Annotated in this window: 14 protein-coding genes and 1 riboswitch; of the genes, 10 read left to right on the forward strand and 4 right to left on the reverse strand. The window is 72.3% G+C overall.

The genetic code is table 11. The annotated features are described in order from the left end of the window. Window positions 1-5 precede the first annotated feature (5 nt). The 5 genes from BFL37_RS07420 to BFL37_RS07440 all read left to right on the forward strand — a co-directional run bounded on the left by BFL37_RS07420 (window position 6) and on the right by BFL37_RS07440 (window position 8553). Window positions 6-3059: a glycoside hydrolase family 2 TIM barrel-domain containing protein gene (locus BFL37_RS07420; RefSeq protein WP_086514504.1), complete on the forward strand. Its 3054-nt coding sequence runs from the start codon at window positions 6-8 to the stop codon at window positions 3057-3059. A 135-nt stretch (window positions 3060-3194) separates the two neighbouring features. Beyond that, window positions 3195-4481 carry a D-arabinono-1,4-lactone oxidase gene (locus tag BFL37_RS07425; protein WP_086514505.1) on the forward strand — a complete coding sequence of 429 codons (1287 nt, stop codon included), beginning with the start codon at window positions 3195-3197 and terminating at the stop codon, window positions 4479-4481. A 113-nt stretch (window positions 4482-4594) separates the two neighbouring features. After that, on the forward strand, window positions 4595-4864 hold the full coding sequence (locus BFL37_RS07430; protein ID WP_043582728.1) for a mycoredoxin: 270 nt from the start codon (window positions 4595-4597) through the stop codon (window positions 4862-4864). Between the two features lie 3 nt (window positions 4865-4867). Then, window positions 4868-6337: a maltokinase N-terminal cap-like domain-containing protein gene (locus tag BFL37_RS07435; RefSeq protein WP_086514506.1), complete on the forward strand. Its 1470-nt coding sequence runs from the start codon at window positions 4868-4870 to the stop codon at window positions 6335-6337. 50 nt (window positions 6338-6387) lie between these two features. After that, entirely contained in the window at window positions 6388-8553 is a 2166-nt protein-coding gene (locus tag BFL37_RS07440) for a S9 family peptidase (protein WP_086514507.1), read from the forward strand. 16 nt (window positions 8554-8569) lie between these two features. Here BFL37_RS07440 and BFL37_RS07445 read toward each other — a convergent pair whose 3' ends face one another. Both BFL37_RS07445 and BFL37_RS07450 read right to left on the reverse strand, forming a co-directional pair. Continuing rightward, on the reverse strand, window positions 8570-9838 hold the full coding sequence (locus tag BFL37_RS07445) for an MFS transporter (protein ID WP_172403764.1): 1269 nt from the start codon (window positions 9836-9838) through the stop codon (window positions 8570-8572). Continuing rightward, entirely contained in the window at window positions 9835-10788 is a 954-nt protein-coding gene (locus BFL37_RS07450) for a phytanoyl-CoA dioxygenase family protein (RefSeq protein ID WP_277620510.1), read from the reverse strand. The genes BFL37_RS07445 and BFL37_RS07450 overlap by 4 nt, the downstream gene beginning before the upstream one ends. A gap of 572 nt (window positions 10789-11360) precedes the next feature. Further along, window positions 11361-11452: riboswitch (TPP riboswitch) on the forward strand. Here BFL37_RS07450 and thiM point away from each other — a divergent pair. After that, window positions 11443-12270 (forward strand): hydroxyethylthiazole kinase, encoded by an 828-nt coding sequence (gene thiM, locus BFL37_RS07455; RefSeq protein ID WP_086514568.1) that lies wholly within the window; start codon window positions 11443-11445, stop codon window positions 12268-12270. It overlaps the preceding riboswitch by 10 nt. After that, on the forward strand, window positions 12267-14528 hold the full coding sequence (locus BFL37_RS07460) for a bifunctional hydroxymethylpyrimidine kinase/phosphomethylpyrimidine kinase (protein WP_086514510.1): 2262 nt from the start codon (window positions 12267-12269) through the stop codon (window positions 14526-14528). Before thiM ends, BFL37_RS07460 begins: the two co-directional genes overlap by 4 nt. Before the next feature lie 25 nt (window positions 14529-14553). On the opposite strand, the gene BFL37_RS07465 is transcribed toward BFL37_RS07460, so the two are convergent. Next, window positions 14554-14898 carry a hypothetical protein gene (locus BFL37_RS07465; RefSeq protein WP_086514511.1) on the reverse strand — a complete coding sequence of 115 codons (345 nt, stop codon included), beginning with the start codon at window positions 14896-14898 and terminating at the stop codon, window positions 14554-14556. Window positions 14899-15134: 236 nt separating this feature from the next. Here BFL37_RS07465 and BFL37_RS14845 point away from each other — a divergent pair, with 236 nt between their 5' ends. The 3 genes from BFL37_RS14845 to BFL37_RS14590 all read left to right on the forward strand — a co-directional run bounded on the left by BFL37_RS14845 (window position 15135) and on the right by BFL37_RS14590 (window position 17740). Further along, window positions 15135-16025, forward strand: a complete 891-nt coding sequence (locus BFL37_RS14845; protein WP_086514512.1) for a cupin domain-containing protein — start codon at window positions 15135-15137, stop codon at window positions 16023-16025. Between the two features lie 113 nt (window positions 16026-16138). Next, on the forward strand, window positions 16139-17512 hold the full coding sequence (locus tag BFL37_RS07475) for an MFS transporter (protein ID WP_086514513.1): 1374 nt from the start codon (window positions 16139-16141) through the stop codon (window positions 17510-17512). A gap of 51 nt (window positions 17513-17563) precedes the next feature. Next, entirely contained in the window at window positions 17564-17740 is a 177-nt protein-coding gene (locus BFL37_RS14590; RefSeq protein ID WP_172403765.1) for a hypothetical protein, read from the forward strand. Window positions 17741-17812: 72 nt separating this feature from the next. On the opposite strand, the gene BFL37_RS07480 is transcribed toward BFL37_RS14590, so the two are convergent. Then, a complete protein-coding gene (locus BFL37_RS07480) occupies window positions 17813-19948 on the reverse strand; it encodes a DEAD/DEAH box helicase (protein ID WP_086514514.1) in 2136 nt (711 codons plus the stop codon). Window positions 19949-20018: the final 70 nt, after the last annotated feature.

Here is a 20018-nt window from a genome sequence, read left to right on the forward strand (position 1 = left end):
AGCCCATGACGCACGCCCTCCCCTACTTCGAGGACTTCGCCCCCACGTCGGGCGCCGCCCGACGCCCCCGTTCGTGTCTGCACTCGGATGCCCCGCGCATCGTGCTGAACGGCGACTGGCGGTTCCGCCTCTCCCCCACGCCCCGCAGCCTCTCCGACGAGATGGCCGACCCGGCGTTCGACGACTCCGGCTGGGACGAGATCCCCGTGCCGAGCCACTGGGTGCTCGGCCAGGACGGCCGCTTCGGCCTCCCCGCCTACACGAACGTGCAGTACCCGTTCCCCGTCGAGCCGCCCTTCGTGCCCGACGAGAACCCCACGGGCGACTACCGCGTCGAGATCGACGTGCCCACGGACTGGCAGTCGCTCGAGCGCGTCGTGCTCCGCTTCGAGGGCGTCGAGTCGGCGTTCAAGGTGTGGCTGAACGGCGACGAGGTCGGCACCGCGATGGGCTCGCGCCTCTCGCACGAGTTCGACGTCACGGCGTCGCTGCGGCCCGGATCCAACGTGCTCGCCGTGCGCGTGCACCAGTGGTCGATCGCGAGCTACCTCGAGGACCAGGACCAGTGGTGGATGCCCGGCATCTTCCGCGACGTCACGCTCCTCGGCCGCCCCGAGGGCGGCATCGACGACGCGTGGACCCGCGCCGAGTACGACCACGAGACGGGCGCCGGCACGGTGCACGTCGAGGTCGACGCCGCCCCCGCCGCCTTCCCCGTCACGTTCGAGGTCGAGGACCTCGGGATCCACGTCACCTGGGCCACGCCCGCCGACGTCGCCCCCGTCCACGTCGACCGCGTCGAGCCGTGGAGCGCCGAGAGCCCCACGCAGTACCAGGGCTTCCTCCGCACCAACGTCGAGGCGCTCTCCATCCGCCTCGGCTTCCGCACCGTGCGCATCGAGGGCGACCGGTTCCTCGTCAACGGCCGCCGCGTGGTCTTCCACGGCGTCAACCGGCACGAGGCCCACCCCGAGCGCGGCCGCGTCTTCGACGAGGACCACGCGCGCGCCGACATGCTGCTGATGAAGCAGCACAACGTCAACGCCATCCGCACCAGCCACTACCCGCCGCACCCCCGCGTCCTCGACCTCGCCGACGAGCTCGGCTTCTGGGTCATCGACGAGTGCGACCTCGAGACCCACGGCTTCGAGTTCGGCGGCTGGGTCGGCAACCCGAGCGACGACCCGCGCTTCGCCGACCACTACCTCGACCGCATCGAGCGCACGGTCGAGCGCGACAAGAACCACCCGTCGATCGTCATGTGGTCCCTCGGCAACGAGGCGGGCACCGGCCGCAACCTCGCCGCGATGTCGGCGTGGGTCCACCGCCGCGACCCGGGCCGCCCCGTGCACTACGAGGGCGACTACACGGGCGAGTACACGGACGTCTACTCGCGCATGTACTCCAACCTCCAGGAGACCGAGTCCATCGGCAGCGACGTGATCCCGGGCGACCTGCTCGGCTGCACGCCCGGCGAGGGCATGCGCCAGCGCACCAAGCCCTTCATCCTGTGCGAGTACGTGCACGCGATGGGCAACGGCCCCGGCCAGATCGGCGAGTACGAGGACCTCGTGCTGCGCTACCCGCGCCTGCACGGCGGCTTCGTGTGGGAGTGGCGCGACCACGGCATCCTCACCGAGACCGCGGACGGCGAGGCGTTCTACGCCTACGGCGGCGACTTCGGCGAGGTCGTGCACGACGCGAACTTCGTGATGGACGGCATGGTCCTGCCCGACGACACCCCGACGCCCGGCCTGGCCGAGTACAAGGCCGTGGTGCAGCCGATCGCGTTCGGGCTCGAGCGCGACGGCGGATCCGCGTCCCTCGTGGTCGAGAACCGCTACCACTCCGTCTCCACCGCGCTCGCCAGCCTCGTCTGGGTGCTCGCGGTCGACGGAGACGACATCGCGACCGGCGTCCTCGACGCGGAGGCCGTGCCGGCCGGCGAGACGGCACGGATCCCGCTTCCCGCCGACGCGCTCTCCGCGGGCGAGCTCGCGGCCGACGGCGCCGAGGTGTGGCTCACCGTGCAGGCGATCCTCCGCGACGACGAGCCGTGGGCCGAGGCCGGCCACGTGGTCGCCGTCCAGCAGTTCGACCTCACGCCCGCGCCGCGGCCCGCCGTGCCCGCGCGCTGGGTCGACGCCGAGGAGGACGTGCTGCCCGACGCGGGCGCCACGCGCCTCACCCTCGGCGACGGCGAGTTCGACCTCGCCACCGGCCGACTCGTGCGGCTCGGCTCCCTCGAGGTCGACGGCCCGCGCCTGGAGCTCTGGCGCGCGCCCACCGACAACGACCGCAGCGACAGCAGCGGCTCCTACGAGCTGGCGGATCCGCGCCTCACCTTCGGCAAGGGCGTGCCCGGCCCGTCGAGCGAGGCGCGCTGGCGCCGGGCGGGCCTCGACCGGCTCACCCACCGGGTCCGCTCGGTGAAGGTCGGCTCCGGATCCCTCACGGTCGTCGTGCGCACGAGCGCGGCGCAGTCCTTCGACTCGGTCGACACGACGTACTGCTGGACCGAGGGCGCCGACGGCGAGCTGGGCCTGCGGGTCGACATCGTGCCGAGCGCCGGGTGGGCCATCACGTGGCCGCGCGTCGGGATCCTGTTCGACCTGCCCGCGAGCGTCACCAACGCGGAGTGGTTCGGCACCGGCCCGTTCGAGTCGTACCCCGACTCGCGGCGCGCGGCGCTCGTCGGCCGCTTCTCGTCGCTCGTCGACGACCTCGGCGCCGTGTACTCGATGCCGCAGGAGACCGGCCACCGCAGCGACCTGCGCGAGCTGGAGCTCGGCACGTTCGACGGCGAGGGCGGCATCGTGATCCACGCCGCCCCCGACACCGCGGGTCGCCGCCCCGGCTTCACGGCCTCGCGGCACACGCCGCAGGAGCTCGACCGCGCGGCGCACCCGCACGAGCTGCCCGCGAGCGAGGCGGTGCACCTGTACATCGACGCCGCGCAGCACGGGCTCGGCTCGCGCGCGTGCGGCCTCGACGTGCTGCCCGAGCACCAGCTGTGGCCCTCGGCCCGCACGCTGGAGCTCACCATCCGCAGCCGCTGACGTCCGCGGCGGCGGGCCCTCACGGGTCCGCCGCCGCAGCCGACGCGGCCCGACCGCACGACACCGCTCGCCCTCCGGCCGGAGGACGGGCAAGCTGGAGACGACGGCGTCCGATGGCGGGCGCGAGGAGGACGCATGACCGACACCATCGAGCAGGGCACCGCGGGCACCAACTGGGCCGGCAACTACGCGTACAAGGCCCGCGAGGTCCGCACGCCGACGAGCGTCGAGGAGCTGCGGGCGATCGTCCGCGACGCGCCCCGGATCCGCGTGCTGGGATCCCGCCACTCGTTCAACGACATCGCCGACTCCGACGTGCTGGTCTCGCTCGCCGAGCTGCCCGCCGACCTCGTGATCGACCGCGACGCCAGCACCGCCACCTTCTCCGCGGGCCTCGCCTACGGGAAGCTAGCGGAGCTCCTCGGCGAGGAGGGCCTCGCGATCCACAACCTCGCGTCGCTGCCGCACATCTCGGTCGCGGGCGCCATCGCGACGGCGACCCACGGATCCGGCATCGGCAACGGCAACCTCGGCACCGCCGTCGCGGCCCTCGAGCTGATCACGGCCGACGGCGAGACGGTCACGTACCGCCGCGGGGACGACGACTTCGACGGCGTGGTCGTGGGCCTCGGCGCGCTCGGCGTCGTCACGCGCGTGACCCTCGACGTCGAGCCCGCCTATCTCGTGCGCCAGCGCGTGTTCGAGGGCCTCTCGTGGGACGCGTTCGACGCCAACCTCGAGGACGTCTTCGGCGGCGCCTACAGCGTCAGCGTCTTCACGCGCTTCGGCGAGGCCACCGACCAGGTGTGGCTGAAGAGCCGCGTGCAGCTCGACGTCGACGGCCAGCCCGAGGACGAGGTCGTCATGGAGGACTACTTCGGCGCGCCGGCCGCGACCGAGGAGCGCCACCCGATCCTCGGGATCGATCCGGTGAACAGCACCTCGCAGCTCGGCGTCGTCGGCCTCTGGTCCGACCGGCTCTCGCACTTCAAGATGGGCTTCACGCCGAGTGACGGCGAGGAGATCCAGTCGGAGTTCCACGTGCCGCTCGACCGGGCCGTCGAGGCCGTGCAGGCGCTCCGGGCGATGGGCGACCGTATCCGCCCGATCCTCCTCGTCTGCGAGCTGCGCGCCGTCGCCGAGGACCGGCTCTGGCTGAGCCCCCAGTACGGGCAGACGACCATCGGCCTGCACTTCACGTGGAAGCGCGACCAGGAGGCCGTCGAGGCGCTGCTCGTCGAGCTCGAGGCGGCCATCCGCCCCTTCGGCGCCCGCCCGCACTGGGGCAAGGTCTTCACCGCGACCGCGGCCGACATCGCCCCGCTGTACCCGCGATCGGGCGACTTCCTCGCCCTCGCCGAGCGCCTGGATCCCGAGGCCAAGTTCCGCAACGCCTGGTTCGAGCGCTCGCTCCTCGGCTGACCCGCATCCGCCGCTGACCGGGACCGCATCCGGGGATCCGCGACGCGCCGAGCACCCGCTCGCGCGCCGCGGATCCCGGGTCGGCGTGGAGAACGGCGCGTAGGGTGAGGACCATGGCGCCCGAGACCTCCTCCTACGTACCTGCCCCCGGGCGGATCACGATGTTCTCCACCACCTGGTGCGGCTACTGCCGCCGGCTGAAGTCGCAGCTCGACAGGGCCGGCATCGGCTACGACGAGGTGGACATCGAGCAGGTGCCCGGCACGGCCGAGCTGGTCGAGGCCATCAACGGCGGCAACCAGACGGTCCCCACCGTCCTCTTCCCCGACGGCTCGTCCGCCACCAACCCGTCGCTCGCCGACGTGACCGCGAAGGTGGCCTGAGCCATGCAGCACCACGACCTCAGCGTCATCCCCGACTTCCTCGCCGCCTGGATGCGCGAGCAGCGCTGGTTCGCCTCGAAGGGCACCGAGCCGCGCCTCGAGCGCATCGGCGGCTGGAGCTTCAGCGACGAGGGCTGGTTCGCCCGCATCGAGACGCACCTGATCATCGACCACGGCAGCGCGAAGCCCGTGCTCTACCAGGTGCCGCTCACCTACCGGCAGGCGCCGCTGGAGGAGCTGAAGCCCTTCCACATCGGCACCACCGTCGAGGACGACGGCGTCGAGCTGCACGTCTACGACGGTCCGCACGACCCCGCGTACGCGTGGGCCCTCATCCGCACGATCCTCGACGACCGCGACGCCGACGTGGACGAGACCTCGCTCGGCGCGACCGCGCGCGGCCAGCGCCAGCCGGGCGTGGAGATCGCGACCGTCGTCGGATCCCACGTGCTGTCGGGCGAGCAGTCGAACACCTCGATCATCTACGACATGGTCTCGGCCGACGGCCACGCCGTGAACCCGATGATCGTCAAGGTCTTCCGCGCGCTGCACCACGGCGAGAACCCGGACGTCGTGCTCCAGTCCGCCATCGCGGGCGCCGGATCCCGGCTCGTGCCGCAGACCATGGGCAGCGTGCTCGCCGAGTGGAGCGACTCGGGCCGCGAGGAGGGGCGCGCCGTCGGGCACGTCGCCTTCGCGCAGGAGTTCCTGCCCGGCGTCACCGACGCCTGGCGGGTCGCGCTCCGCGCCGCCGAGGCCGACGAGGACTTCCAGGCGCAGGCCCGCGCGCTGGGCGAGGCGACCGCCGACGTGCACGCCACGCTCGCCGCCGCGCTCCCCACCGTCGAGGCCACGCCCGACGTCATCGAGGGGATCATGGTCAGCTTCCGCCGCCGTCACGCGACGGCCGAGCGCGAGGTCCCCGAGATCGCCGCGTTCCACGACGCCATCGCGAGCGTGTACGACGCCGCCGAGAAGGGCGAGTGGCCGAAGCTTCAGCGCATCCACGGCGACTACCACCTCGGCCAGGTGCTCTCGGTGCCGAACCGCGGCTGGGTGCTCCTCGACTTCGAGGGCGAGCCGATGCGCCCCATGCACGAGCGCTCGCTGGCGGACGTCACGCTGCGCGACGTCGCCGGCATGCTCCGCTCGTTCGACTACGTCGCCGGCTCCTACGCGCTCGCGCACCCCGGCAAGTCGGCGGCCGCGTGGGCCAGCGCCGCCCGCCGCGCGTTCGTCGACGGCTACATCGCCCGCTCCGGCACCGACCTCCGCGCCAACCGGGCCCTGCTCGACGCGTTCGAGATCGACAAGGCCGTCTACGAGGCGATCTACGAGGTCCGCAACCGTCCCGGCTGGCTGTCGATCCCGCTCCAGGCCGTCGCGCGCCTCGCGACCCGCTCGAGCACGCTCGGCGCGGTGACGACGCCCGGCGCGACCGGGCCGCGCGAGGCCGGGCCGATCAGCTCCTGATCCGCGGGGACGGCCGGGGCCCGGTCGTCCCCCGTCGGTAGGCTGGCGGGATGACCGACCCCGCCGTCCCGGCCGTCTCCTCCCCCGCATCCGACTCCCCCTCCACCCCTCCCGTCGCGGAGCAGCGCCCCATCGAGCGCACCTTCCACGGCGACACGTTCGTGGACCGCTACGAGTGGCTGCGCGACAAGGGCGACGCCGCGGTCATCGCGCACCTCGAGGCCGAGAACGCGTACACCGAAGGCCAGACCGCGCACCTCGAGCCGCTGCGCGAGCGGATCTTCACGGAGATCAAGGACCGTACGCAGGAGACCGACCTGTCGGTGCCCGTGCGCGAGGGCGACTGGTGGTACTACGCGCGCACGGTCGAGGGGTCGCAGTACGCGATCCGCTGCCGTCGGCCCGTCGCCGGTCCCGACGACTGGACCCCGCCCGCCGTGGAGCCCGCGGCCGACGGCGGCGCCGTCGAGGGCGAGCAGGTGCTCCTCGACTCCAACGCCGAGGCGGAGGGCCACGAGTTCTTCTCGCTCGGCGCGTTCGAGGTCAGCCCCGACGGGTCGCTCCTCGCCTACTCGACCGACACCGAGGGCGACGAGCGGTTCACGCTGAAGATCCGCGACCTGACCACGGGCGAGGACCTCGCCGACGAGATCCCCGGCACGAGCCACGGCGCCACCTTCTCCGCCCACGGCGACCACCTCTTCTACGTCACGGTCGACGACGCCTGGCGCCCCGACACCGTCTGGCGCCACCGCGTCGGCACCCCCGCGTCGCAGGACGTGAAGGTCTTCACCGAGCCCGACGAGAGCTACTTCGTCGGCTTCGGCATGACCCGCAGCCGGCAGTACCTCACCGTCTACGTCGGCTCGAAGATCACGACCGAGGTGCTGCTGCTCGACGCGGGAGACCCGACGGGCGCCTTCCGCCCGGTGTGGCCGCGCCGCCACGGCGTCGAGTACGACGTCGACCACGCGGTCATCGACGGATCCGACCGGCTCCTCATCCTGCACAACGACGGCGCCACGAACTTCGAGCTCATCGACGTGCCGGCGGACGACCCGACCTCCACGACCGACCGCCAGGTCGTCATCCCCCACGACGACGACGTGCGCCTCGAGGACGCCAGCGCGTTCGCCGACCACCTCGTGATCTCCTACCGCCGCGAGGGCCTCACCCGCGTCGGCGTCATCCCCTTCGACCGCGTCCTCGACGGCGAGCAGCTGCACGAGATCGCGTTCGACGAGCCGATCTACACGGTCGGCACCGCGGGCAACCCCGAGTTCCACCAGCCCACCGTCCGCCTCGGCTACACGAGCCTCGCGACCCCGGCCACCACGTTCGACTACGTGCTCGCGACGCGGGAGCTCCGCCTCCTCAAGCAGCAGCCCGTGCGCGGCGGCTACGACCCCGACGACTACGTGCAGACCCGCGAGTGGGCGACCGCGGAGGACGGCACCGAGATCCCGCTGTCGGTGATCTACAGGCGCGGCCTCGTGCACCCCGGCACGCCCGCGCCGCTCCTCCTGTACGGCTACGGCTCGTACGAGGCGAGCATCGACCCGTCGTTCTCCATCGCGCGGCTGTCGCTGCTCGACCGGGGCATGGCCTTCGTCATCGCGCACGTGCGCGGCGGCGGCGAGATGGGCCGGCGCTGGTACGACGAGGGCAAGACGCTCACCAAGAGGAACACCTTCACCGACTTCGTGGCCGCGGCCGACCACCTCATCGCGCGGGGCTGGACCAGCCCGGAGAAGCTGGTGGCGGAGGGCCGCAGCGCGGGCGGCCTCCTGATGGGCGCGGTGGCGAACCTCGCGCCCGACCGGTTCGCCGGGATCCTCGCGGGCGTGCCGTTCGTGGACGCGCTCACGAGCATCCTCGACCCGTCGCTGCCGCTCACCGTGATCGAGTGGGACGAGTGGGGCGACCCGCTGCACGACCCCGAGGTGTACGCGTACATGAAGTCGTACACGCCGTACGAGAACGTGCGCGAGGGCGTGGAGTACCCGCGGATCCTCGCGGTCACCAGCCTCAACGACACGCGCGTGCTCTACGTCGAGCCCGCGAAGTGGACCGCCCGCCTCCGCGAGGTCGGCGCGCCCGTGCTGCTGCGCACCGAGATGCAGGCCGGCCACGGCGGCAAGTCGGGCCGGTACGACGCGTGGCGCGAGCGCGCCTCCGACTACGCGTGGGTGCTCGACGTGGCGGGGCTCGCCTAGCGGGAGCTCGAGGAGGTCACCGGCGATGAGCCTGCCATCCTCCGGCCAACATCGCCGACGCGCCCAGGCAGAGGAGCAGCGCCCCAGCCAAGATCGCGCTGGCGTAGACGTCTGGCCCGGTGCCACTGGCGTAGCTGAGGAGCCATCCGGTTCCCATCGTGCCCAAAAGCGTGGTCAGCGCCAATGCCGGGGTCGTAATGGCGGTTACCCGCCCCATGAACCCTGATGGGGTAGCGGTCTGGAGGATGGGACCTTGGGCGACAACGTAGAACGAGAACGCCACACCGGCCGCGAACATGGCGATCACCGCCGGCACGAATGCCCGTACCTGCGAGTAACAGATGTAGATCACTCCCATCGATCCCAGGCCCGCGATAAATGCCGCACGAGGCGTGACAGCAACAGCTATTCGGGGCGCCGACAGGGACCCGACGAGGCCTCCGAGGCTGAAGGCACCGCTGACGAGACCGTATTGCGCGGAGGAAAGCGCCAGTGCCTGAAGAGCGAACAGCGCAAGCACTGAGTTGTTGATCCCCAGCGAGAGGCCATACAGAGAGACGCCGATGAGGACCGTTCGAATCGACGGCGTGCGCCACGCGATGGATATGCCCGCGACGAAGTCGGGCCAGTAGCGCCGCGCAACTTCCGCGTCGGGCCGTACCGCTCGCCCGCCTTCGACGCGCGAGACGCACACGGCGGACAGGGCAAAGGTGAGCGCGTTTACGACCAGGGCGGGAAGAGGCCCCAGGAACGAGTACAGCGCGGGCCCCGCGGTCGTAGCGATGACCGCGATCCCGACGGCAGCGAACATCATCTTCCCGGCGGCATCTGCACGACGATCCTCGGGGACGAGCGCCTGCAGCGCTGCAGCACGTGCAGGCATGAAGAATTGCGACGCGGCACCGATCAGCGTCAGAGTGACCAGCAACGACGTGATCACGAGCTCATCACCGCCTCTCGCTGCGATCGCGGTCATCGGCAGAAGCAGAGCCATCCTCGCCAAGTCCGAGACGATCATCACCCTGTCCGCTCGCCAGCGGTCGACGAGTACGCCCACAAGCGGCGCGACGATGAGGCGGGGCAACGTGCTGGTCGCAACCACGGCCGAGACCAGCGCAGGAAGCTCCGGCCGGCCGGCCGCGAGGCCGGTGATCAGCCAGACGGTGACAGTAGAGGCGAGGAGGTACTCCCCGAAGGAGGACGCCGCCTGGCCAGCCCATAGCCAGGCGAAATCGCGGTTGATCAGCGACGAACGCCCGGAGGCCGGCGGGACAGAGCGCGTCACATCAGCCCTAGGAGGCGTGTCGCCTCTCGCCGGGTCGGCTCGTTGCGCGCGAAGTGCGATGCGATCACTAGGGCCTGGTATGCATGCTCATTTGCTCTTCTCGCTTCATCGACCGCCATGATGTCGCGCCACCGCTCCCAGGTATCGTCGAACGGAACTGTCGGCGGATGCCTGCTGCGCCAGTAGTGCGCAAGCCCATTCTTCCAACCTTGGTAGTGCGCGTCCCAATCATCCGCGATCAACGGCGCCGCGAGTACACCCTCCGCAACAGGATCCGCGAGCGGCTGGAATCTCGCCTCGACACTCACCCGAATGCCGTCACCATGGTTCCTTGCTCCACCGTGCGGCGTAAATGTATTGAAGACGAGCACGTCTCCTGGGTTCAGATCATATCGCGCCCGCCCCGTGAGGAACGTGTCATCGATCGCCCATCCTGATGGGTTATCTGCGACCATCATGGGGGCGACCGAATCTCGCTCCTCATGAAAGACCGGGAGAGACCCCGTATCTGGTGTAGCCCGAAAGAGCGGTGTCCACATGGTCAACTGACGCCAGCTGCCCTGGAGCTCCGGGAAGTCCTGATGGACGCCCGCTGGATATGATAGATCGGACGCTTCCGGGGGAACGGCTCGCAGGTGCTTCAGAGGATGAATGAATACGTCCTCATGATCCAGGAGCGCGCGGACCGCATCTAGTACCTCGGGAGCGTGGTACATGGCCTCGAGATCCTGCGATTGTGCAACTCCTGCGAGAAGGAAGTCCTCGGGCTTCTCCTCGGCTCGAGATACGTACCTCAGCTGCCCACGCTCGGTCATGCAGCCGTCCGTGACACCCGAGCGACTGAACTGCTCGATGATCTGGTCTTGGATCAGCTTCATCTTTTCCACGTCCAGGAGACCACGCAACACCGCGTGCCCAGTATCGCGATAGGCGGCAGATGCTCGTCTCACGTCCGTCGCCGGGATCAACGGCTGACCTGAGTCATGTCCTTCTCCTTCGCTTGTTGATATTTACTCGGCTGCCGAATCAGGATCATCTTGATCGGCACAGGAGCAATGTATGCAGTTGGCCCGGGGGTGGCGATGCTGTTGTCATTCTTCGAATGACGAGGTACTCTACTCCACAATTCGACAGTCGGCGATTCCATCGCCCCCTAACCGTTTGCATCGAGTATTGCGTCAGGCTTCTCTCTGGGTCGCTCTAGCTGTCGAGCACACGGGAGACAGAGTCCCCGATCATGGCTGCTGCTCGAACTCTGAGAGGGGCCCAAAGCACGCATCTAGCGTCGGTTCGCAAGTGATGACGATCGTGTCAAAGCGACATGGAAGTCCCTCCCCATGTCGATCTCTTTCCGGGAACTGCCAGCTGTCACCCGATAGCAGCTCCTGAGGGAAATCCTTCGACCGCCCGGACCTGGCGCGCTCGGTGCCGCACGTGGCGACGCGCCGTCCGAGGAAGCAGTCGGCATGCGCGAGGCCTCGCTACTCGAGGCCGCGGGGGCGTCGCCCGCCCCCTAGGGTGGATCCCTGACACGGGGTGCCCACGAGGGCTGAGATGAGACCCGTCGCACCTGATCCGGTTCGCACCGGCGGAGGGATGTCATCATGAGCGCTGCGCGCCCGTCCATCGACGAGATCACCGGGACGGGGACCGCCTCGGCGGACCTCCTCCACCGGCTGCGGGAGCGCGTGCCGCTCGTGCAGTGCATCACGAACGCGGTCGTCACCGGCTTCACCGCGAACGTCCTCCTCGCGCTGGGCGCCGCGCCCGCGATGACGGACGTGCCGACCGAGGCGGGGCCGTTCGCCCGGATCGCCTCGGGGCTGCTGATCAACCTCGGCACGCCGCACGCGGAGCAGCGGGAGGCAGCCGTCGAGGCCGCGCACGCGGCGCGCGAGGCGGGGACGCCGTGGGTGCTGGATCCCGTCGCGGTCGGCGCCCTGCCGGTGCGCACGCGGCTCGCGCACGAGCTCGTGGCGCTCTCCCCGACGATCGTGCGGGGCAACGCGTCGGAGATCATCGCGCTCGCGACGGGCGGCGCGGGCGGCCGCGGGGTCGACGCGACCGACTCCGTCGAAGCCGCCCTCGACGCCGCGACACTGTTGGCGCGCACCTACGGCACGGTCGTGGCGGTCTCGGGCGCGGTCGACCACATCACGGACGGCCACCGGGTCGTGCGCGTGCACACCGGCGACGCGCTGCTGACGAAGGTGACGGGCGGGGGCTGCGCGCTCGGCGCCGTGATGGCGGCGTTCGCGTCGACGGACCCGGATCCGCTGCGGGCCGCCGTGGCCGCGACGAGCGTCTACACGATCGCCGCGGAGGTCGCCGCCGAAGGATCCCGCGGACCGGGGTCGTTCGCCGTCGCGCTGCTCGACGCGCTCGACGCCGTCACGCCCGAGCTCGTCGCCCAGCGCGAGCGCCTCTCGTGAGCGCGCTCGACCTCTCCGTCTACCTCGTCACCGACCCCGCCCTGTGCGGCGCGCGCGGCGTGCCCGCGGTCGTCGCGGCGGCGGTGGCGGGCGGGGCGACGGCGGTGCAGATCCGCGACAAGCACGCGAGCGCGGCCGAGCTTCTGGCGACGGTGATGGAGGCGGCCACCGTCATCGACGCGCACGCCGCCGCGCACCCGTCCGCGGCCCGACCGCTGCTCCTCGTCGACGACCGCGTCGACGTGGTCCTCGCGGCGCTCGCCCGCGGCGCCCGGGTGGACGGCGTGCACGTCGGCCAGTCCGACGTGCCGGCCGACCTCGTGCGCCGGATGCTCGACGCGGCGAGCCCCGACCGCCGCCTCGTCGTGGGCCTCACCGCGAACGCGCCCGAGCACGTCCAGGCGGTGCGCGCGCTGCCGGCCGGCATGGTCGACTACCTGGGCGTCGGCGTGATCCGCCCCACCAGCACCAAGCCCGACCACCCGGCGCCGCTCGGGCACGACGGCTTCGGGATCATCGCGGGCCTCTCCCCCGTGCCGTGCGTCGCGATCGGCGGGGTCGACGTGCGCGACGTGGAGCCGATCGCCGCGGCGGGCGGCGCGGGGACGGCCGTCGTGTCGGCGGTGTGCGCGGCGGAGGATCCGGAGGCGGCGGCACGCGAGCTGGCGGACGCGTGGGCGCGGGTGCGCGCGGCGGCGGTCGAGACGGCCTCCGCGGATGGCGCGGTCGACGTCGTCGCGTCACCCGAGCGCGACGCACCGCCTCTCCGTCCGGTGCCCCGCGTGCTCAGCATCGCGGGCACGGATCCCACGGGCGGCGCGGGCATCCAGGCCGACCTCAAGTCCATCGCCGCGAACGGCGGCTACGGCATGGCCGTCGTCACGGCGCTCGTGGCGCAGAACACGACGGGCGTCCGGGAGATCCACGTGCCGCCGGTCGCGTTCCTCCGGGCGCAGCTGGACGCCGTGTCGGACGACGTGGAGATCGACGCCGTGAAGATCGGCATGCTCGGATCCGCCGCGGTGGTCGACGAGGTCGCCGACTGGCTGCGCGCGGTGCGCCCGCCGGTCGTGGTGCTGGATCCGGTGATGGTCGCCCAGTCCGGCGACGCGCTCCTCGACGCCGACGCGACCGAGGCGCTCCGCCGCCTGCTGCCGCTCGCCGACGTCGTCACCCCGAACCTGCCCGAGCTCGCCGCGCTCCTCGGCGAGCCCGAGGCCGACGGGTGGGATCACGCGCTCGCGCAGGGCCGCGCCCTCGCCGTCCGGCACGGCGTGCGCGTGATCGTCAAGGGCGGCCACCTGCGCGTCGACGACTGCCCGGACGCGCTCGTGACGCCCGCGGTCGGCGACGGCGGCGGGGATCCGTCGGTCGCGGTGGTCGACGGCCCGCGCGTCGCGACGACCAGCACGCACGGCACCGGCTGCTCGCTGTCGAGCGCGCTCGCGACCCTCCAGCCGCGCCGCGGCGACTGGCTGCGGACGCTGACGGAGGCGAAGGCGTGGCTCACCGGATCCCTCGCGCACGCCGAGGAGCTGGAGGTGGGCGCGGGCGCCGGGCCGCTCGACCACCTGCGCGCGCTGTGGGACGCGGCCGGCACCCACGCCGGCCCCGTGTCGGAGGAGATGTGGGCGGGATCCGCCGACCTCCGCCGCGAGATCGACGACCTCGCCTTCGTCCGCCGCCTCGGCGACGGCACGCTGCCCGAGGCGTGGTTCTCGCACTACCTCGCGCAGGACGCGATCTACCTCCGCGCGTACTCCCGGGTGCTCGCGCGCGCCAGCCAGCTCGCGCCGACGCCGGACGCGCAGGTCGCCTGGGCGCGGTCCGCGGCCGACGCGATCGCGGCGGAGTCGACGCTGCACGAGGAGTGGCTGTCCCGGCACCCCGCGCCGATGGTCGCCGGACCCGTGACGCGCGCCTACGTCGACCACCTGCTCGCGCACGCCGCGGGGAGCGAGTACGCGGTGCTGGTCGCGGCGCTGCTGCCCTGCTTCACGATCTACGCGGACGTGGGCACCAGGCTGCGGGCGGCGGGATCCGCGGCGGCGGCGGCCGGCGATGCGCACCCGTACGGCGCGTGGCTCGCGACCTACGCGGATCCGGCGTTCGCGGAGGCCACACGGCGCGCGTGCGAGCTGGTGGACGAGGCGGCCGTGCTCGCGGGTCCGTCCCGGCGGGCCGCGATGCTCGAGGCGTCGCGGGTCTCCGCCGCGTACGAGCGCGACTTCTTCCGTGCCCCGGAGGCGCTCGGCTGACCGCCGCGCGGCGACCGGTCCCGGATCAGTCGAGCTGCGCGAGGCGCTGCAGCAGCATGTCGCTCGTCGAGGCGAGCGTGCTCGACGCCCACACCAGGACGACGACCGTGAGCGCCACCATGGTCCCGGCCGGGGCGCGCTTCACCAGGCGGTCGACCAGCAGCACCAGCACCGACGCGACGGCGACGACCACCCCCGCGACCGAGGCGAACGCCATCCGCACGTAGGCGGGCGCGTCGGGCGTCGCCCAGCTGTTCGCGGCGAAGGAGATCGCGAGGGGCACCACGACCAGGCCGCACAGGAGGATCAGGGGCGCCGGCAGGAGACGCGCCCGGACGGGCGGCGGGGCGTCGACGTGGGGCGCGGTCATGGTGCCGAGCGTAGGGACATCGCCGCGGCCGCACCAGCGGTCGCGGCGGAGGGCGTCGGGCCCCGTCGGCCCCGCGCCGCACCGCGCGCGGACGAGGCGCTCCCGCCACCTGGGGACGCGTCGGCGCCCTCCCAGCCGCCGCCGCGGGAGGATGCCCGTGCCCCGACGCGACCACCGCGCCGGGGCTCCCCGTTCCACGACCCGGGCATCCCGTGTGCCCGACAGAGAGGATCCGCATGCGCGTCGAGGCCGAGACCCCCGCCATCACGATGCCCGACCACCAGTTCACGGGCGACGTCCGCCTCCGCTGGCTCTCCACCCCGCAGACGCCCGAGCAGCGCGCGGTCGTCGCGGCCGTGACCTTCGCGCCCGGCGCCCGCACCGTGTGGCACTCCCACCAGCTCGGGCAGACGCTGCACGTGACCTCCGGCATCGCCCGCGTGGGCACGCGCGACGGGGGCGTGGTCGAGGTCGGGCCCGGCGGATCCGTGTACATCGAGGCCGGCGAGGAGCACTGGCACGGCGCCACGGCGCACGCGCCCATGGAGCACATCGCGGTGCTGGAGGACGGAGACGACCCGGTCGACGCGACCACGTGGGGCGCGCACGTGACCGACGAGGAGTTCCTGCAGCCGGCTGCCCCCGCGTCCGTCGCCGCGCCGACCGCCACCCCCGCGGCGGCGCTGCCGGTGCCGCTCGGCTCGCCCGTGCTCGTGCACGCGCTCCACTACACCGCCATGTACGGCGAGAAGCCGTTCGACGAGGCGCTGCTCGTCTACCTCGACAACGGCTCCTACAAGATCCTGTCGCCCGGCGAGGAGCACTACGGCAGCTACGTGTCGGCGGCCGAGACGGGCGTCGCTCCGCGGCACGTCGCGTTCCTGTCCTGGCCGTCGGACGACTGGCACCGCAACGTCGCCAGCCACACGCTGACCTTCTCGGACGACACGGGCGCCTTCATCCAGTCGCTCGTGCTGCCGGGCGACGCGGTGCCGCGCGCGCAGCACGGCTTCGCCGAGGTGGTCGCGGATCCCGAGCGCGTGGACATGACCGCCTCGTGGGACGCGCTGCGGGTCACCCACGCGGCGGCCTTCGAGAGGCTCGCGGAGCGCGTCCGTCGGCTCTGACGTCATGGGGCGCCCGCGGCCCGGCCCGGCGCTACGCTCGATCCACCGCGAGCGCCTCCTCCTCACCCCGCGAGGCGCGCGACCACCCGAGCGCCCTCCCGGAAGCCAGGAACATGACCACCACCACCTCGCGGCCCACCCGCGCCCAGCGCCTCGACGCCCTCCCCTGGACCCGCGCGCACTCGCGCATCCTCGGCGGCAGCGGCGTCGGCTGGGCGCTCGACGCGATGGACGTCGGGCTCATCTCGTTCGTCATCGCGCAGCTGGCGGTGGTGTGGGAGGCGGACGCCGGGCAGCTCGGCCTCGTCGCCTCCGCCGGGTTCCTCGGCATGGCGATCGGCGCCAGCGTCGGCGGCCTCGTCGCGGACCGCATCGGCCGCCGCCAGGTGTTCGCCCTCACGCTGCTCGTCTACGGGCTGGCCACGGGCGTCTCGGCGCTCGCCATGTCGGTGGGCGCGCTCATCGCGCTCCGCTTCGTCGTGGGCCTCGGGCTCGGCGCGGAGCTGCCCGTCGCGTCGACGCTCGTGAGCGAGTTCTCGCCCGCCCGGATCCGGGGCCGCGTCATCGTGATCCTCGAGTCGTCCTGGGCCGTCGGCTGGACGGCGGCGGCGCTCATCGGCTACCTCGTGATCCCCGCGAGCGACGACGGCTGGCGCTGGGCGCTCGCGCTCGGCGCGGTGCCCGCCGTGTGGGCGATCGTCGTGCGGCTGCGGCTGCCGGAGTCGGTGCGCTTCCTCGAGGCGAAGGGGCGGCACCGCGAGGCCGAGCGCGTGGTGCGCGACCTCGAGCGGGCGGCGGGGTCGGATCCGGCTCCTGATGCCCGCACCGAGACGACGGCCGACGCACGGGCCGCGGACGCGACGGTCGGCACCGAGACCGCACCCGCCGACATCGCACCCCGCGAGCGCCTCTTCGGCGCCCGCCTCCGACGCCGCACGCTCTCCCTCTGGATCGTGTGGTTCTGCGTCAACTTCGCCTACTACGGCGCGTTCATCTGGCTGCCGACGCTGCTCGTCGCCCAGGGCTTCTCGCTGGTGCGCTCGTTCGAGTACACGCTGCTCATCACGCTCGCGCAGCTGCCGGGCTACGCCGTCTCGGCCTGGCTGGTGGAGAAGTGGGGGCGCCGCGTGACGCTCGCGGTCTTCCTCGCGGGATCCGCCGTCTCGGCCGGCCTCTTCGGCACCGCGGACTCCGTCACGACGATCCTCGTGTTCGGCGCCCTCATGTCGTTCTCGAACCTCGGCGCGTGGGGCGCGCTCTACGCGGTGACCCCGGAGCTGTACCCGACGCGGGTGCGCGCGACGGGTGCGGGCAGCGCGGCGGGCTTCGGCCGCCTCGCCTCGATCGTCGCGCCGCTGTGCGTGCCGCCGCTCCTCGCGCTCGGCGGCGTCGCGCTGCCGTTCGGGGTCTTCGCCGCCGTGTTCGGGATCGCCGCGGCCGCCGCCCTCACGCTGCCGGACCTCCGCGGCGCGGCCCTCGAGGACTAGGACGGCTGGATCCGCTCGGTACGCTCGGGAGCACCGAGCCGAGGAGACGCCGTGATCCTGTCTGTCGTGTTGCCCGCCGTGATGGTGGTCGTGGTGATCCTCATCGCCTTCGCCGTCATCGGCACCTCCCGCTCGAACCCGACGCAGGACGCCCAGGACGCCCTCGCCCGCGAGCGCCGCGCGGCCCGCAAGGCGGAGCGGGCGCGCAAGAAGGCCGAGCACGGCTAGCGCCAGCCCGCACGCGCGACGCCCCCGCGACCAGCAGGTCGCGGGGGCGTCGTCACGTGGCGCGGATGCCAATCAGCCCGCGGCCAGCGCCTCCTCGAGCAGGTGCGAGAGCGCGTCGAGCTGCACGGAGGTGGATCCGGTCTCGTCGAAGTCCTCACCGTCGAGCGCACGCGCCGCGAGGCCCGCCTTGCTGTCGATGAGCTCCGCGATCTTCGCGTCGATCGTCTGCGCCGCGATGATCCGCCACGCGGTGACGGGCTCCTCCTGGCCGATGCGGTGCACGCGGTCGATGGCCTGCGTCTGCTCGGCGCTCGTCCAGCTGAGCTCGGCGAGCACCACGTTCGACGCCGCCTGCAGGTTGAGTCCGACACCCGCCGCGGTGAGCGAGCAGACCACGACCTTCACCTCGGGGTCGTTCTGGAAGGAGTCGATCGCGTTCTGGCGTGCGGCCGGCGACTGGTCGCCGCGGATGGAGACGCTCTTCAGCTCGCGCTTCGCGAACGTGGCCTCGGCCTGGTCCATCACGTCGACGTGCTTCGCGAAGAACACGACCTTGCCCACGGAGCGCGCCAGCTGCGCGGCGTAGTCGGCCGCGAGCACGGCCTTGGCCTGGCCGATGCGGCGGACCATGGTGAACACGTTCTCGCCGGTCTTCTGCGCCTTGGCCTCGTCGAGCTCGGACTGCGCCACGAGCCGGACGAGGCTCGCGCGCTCGGAGGCCGGTCCGTCCATGACGTCGGCGACCGTGGTGCCACGTGCCCCGACGAGCGCCGTGAAGCGCTTGACGAGACGCGCCGCGAGCTCGCGCTCGGCCTGGCGGATGGAGCGGCCGAGGTCGTCGTCGAGCTCGACCGGCAGGTCGGCGATGCGCTTGGAGGGCAGGTCGGTCGCCACGTCGATCTTGCGGCGGCGCACGATGCCGAGGTCGATGACCGCGCGGCGGGCCTCCGCGAAGAAGCCGGGGTCGGCGGGCGTGAGGCCCGCCTCCTCCAGCTCGCCCATGAGGACCGACGTCGGCTTGTCGCCGTCGATCCAGCCGAGGAACTGCCAGATGGCGCGGAAGTCGTCGATGTCGTTGATGAGCGGCGTGCCGGTCAGCGCCATGAGCAGCGGGGCCGACTGCCGCTGGCGGATGCTCTCGGCGAGCGCGAGCACGAACTTGGAGCGCTGCGACTGCAGGTTCTTGATGAAGTGCGCCTCGTCGACGACCATGCCGCGGAAGCCGAGCGTGCGCAGCCAGCCGATGTGGCGATCCAGCACCTCGTAGTTGACGATCACGACGTCGGCGAAGGCGTCGAGGCCGAGGCCGTCGCCGTGGATCACGGTGGCGCGGCGGTGCGGCGTCCACCGCTCCACCTCGCGCTTCCAGTTCATCTTGACGACGTTCGGGACGACGACGAGCAGCGGGTACGCATCGGCGACGGACGCGGCGAGCAGCGCCTGCGCGGTCTTGCCGAGGCCGGGCTCGTCGGCGAGCAGGAACTCGCGGTGGCCGAGGCGCACGCTCTCGAGGAAGCGCGCCTGGTGGCGCATGAGCTCGAGGCCGTGCGGCGAGAGGCGGTCGATGCGCGGGCTCTCGGGCAGGTCCATGCTCGCGATGCCGCCGCCGGCGCCGTACTCGAACGACTTGAACAGCGGGCCGAGCAGCTCCCAGTTCGCCAACAGGCGCGTGGGCGGCGCGGCGGGCGCCGGCCGGTCGAGGTCGGGCTCGAGGAACGGGTTCGCGAGCACGCGCGCCTTCACCGACGGCGGGACGACCTGGCGCTCGACGAGCTTGGCGAGCGCGGGATCCTCGGGCTCGGGCTCCGGCTCCTCCTCCACGACCATCTCCACGCCGCCGTCGAACAGCATGTGCTTGCGCATGGCGCGGGCGGTCTCGGAGAGCTTGGCGTCGGGATCCAGCAGCGGCAGCACCGAGGTGTCGCGCGCGGCGGTGCGGGCGAGGATGCTCGCGATGCCGTCGAGGCGCTTCAGGGTCTCGGCGCGCTCCGGGTCGCTGAGCGGGGTGGCCGGGTCCTTCGCGTGCGTGCGCTCCTCGCGCATCAGCACGGCGACGACCTGGAACTTCGTGCGGTTGACGGGCTTGAGCTTGCCGCGCTGGGCGGCCTGCTCGATCTCGCGCACGGCACGGGCCAGCACGGGGATGAGCCCCTCGTTGTCGATCGTGCGCGTGCGGGCGGAGGACCGCCGCTGGCCGGTGCGAGCCATGCAACTCCTTGTTCACTGCCGGGGCCAGGCGCTGCCTGCGCTCCCGGATCGGAAGATCGTGCGCCCGTCG

The organism is Clavibacter michiganensis (genome assembly GCF_002151125.1).
Taxonomy (GTDB): domain Bacteria; phylum Actinomycetota; class Actinomycetes; order Actinomycetales; family Microbacteriaceae; genus Clavibacter; species Clavibacter michiganensis_C.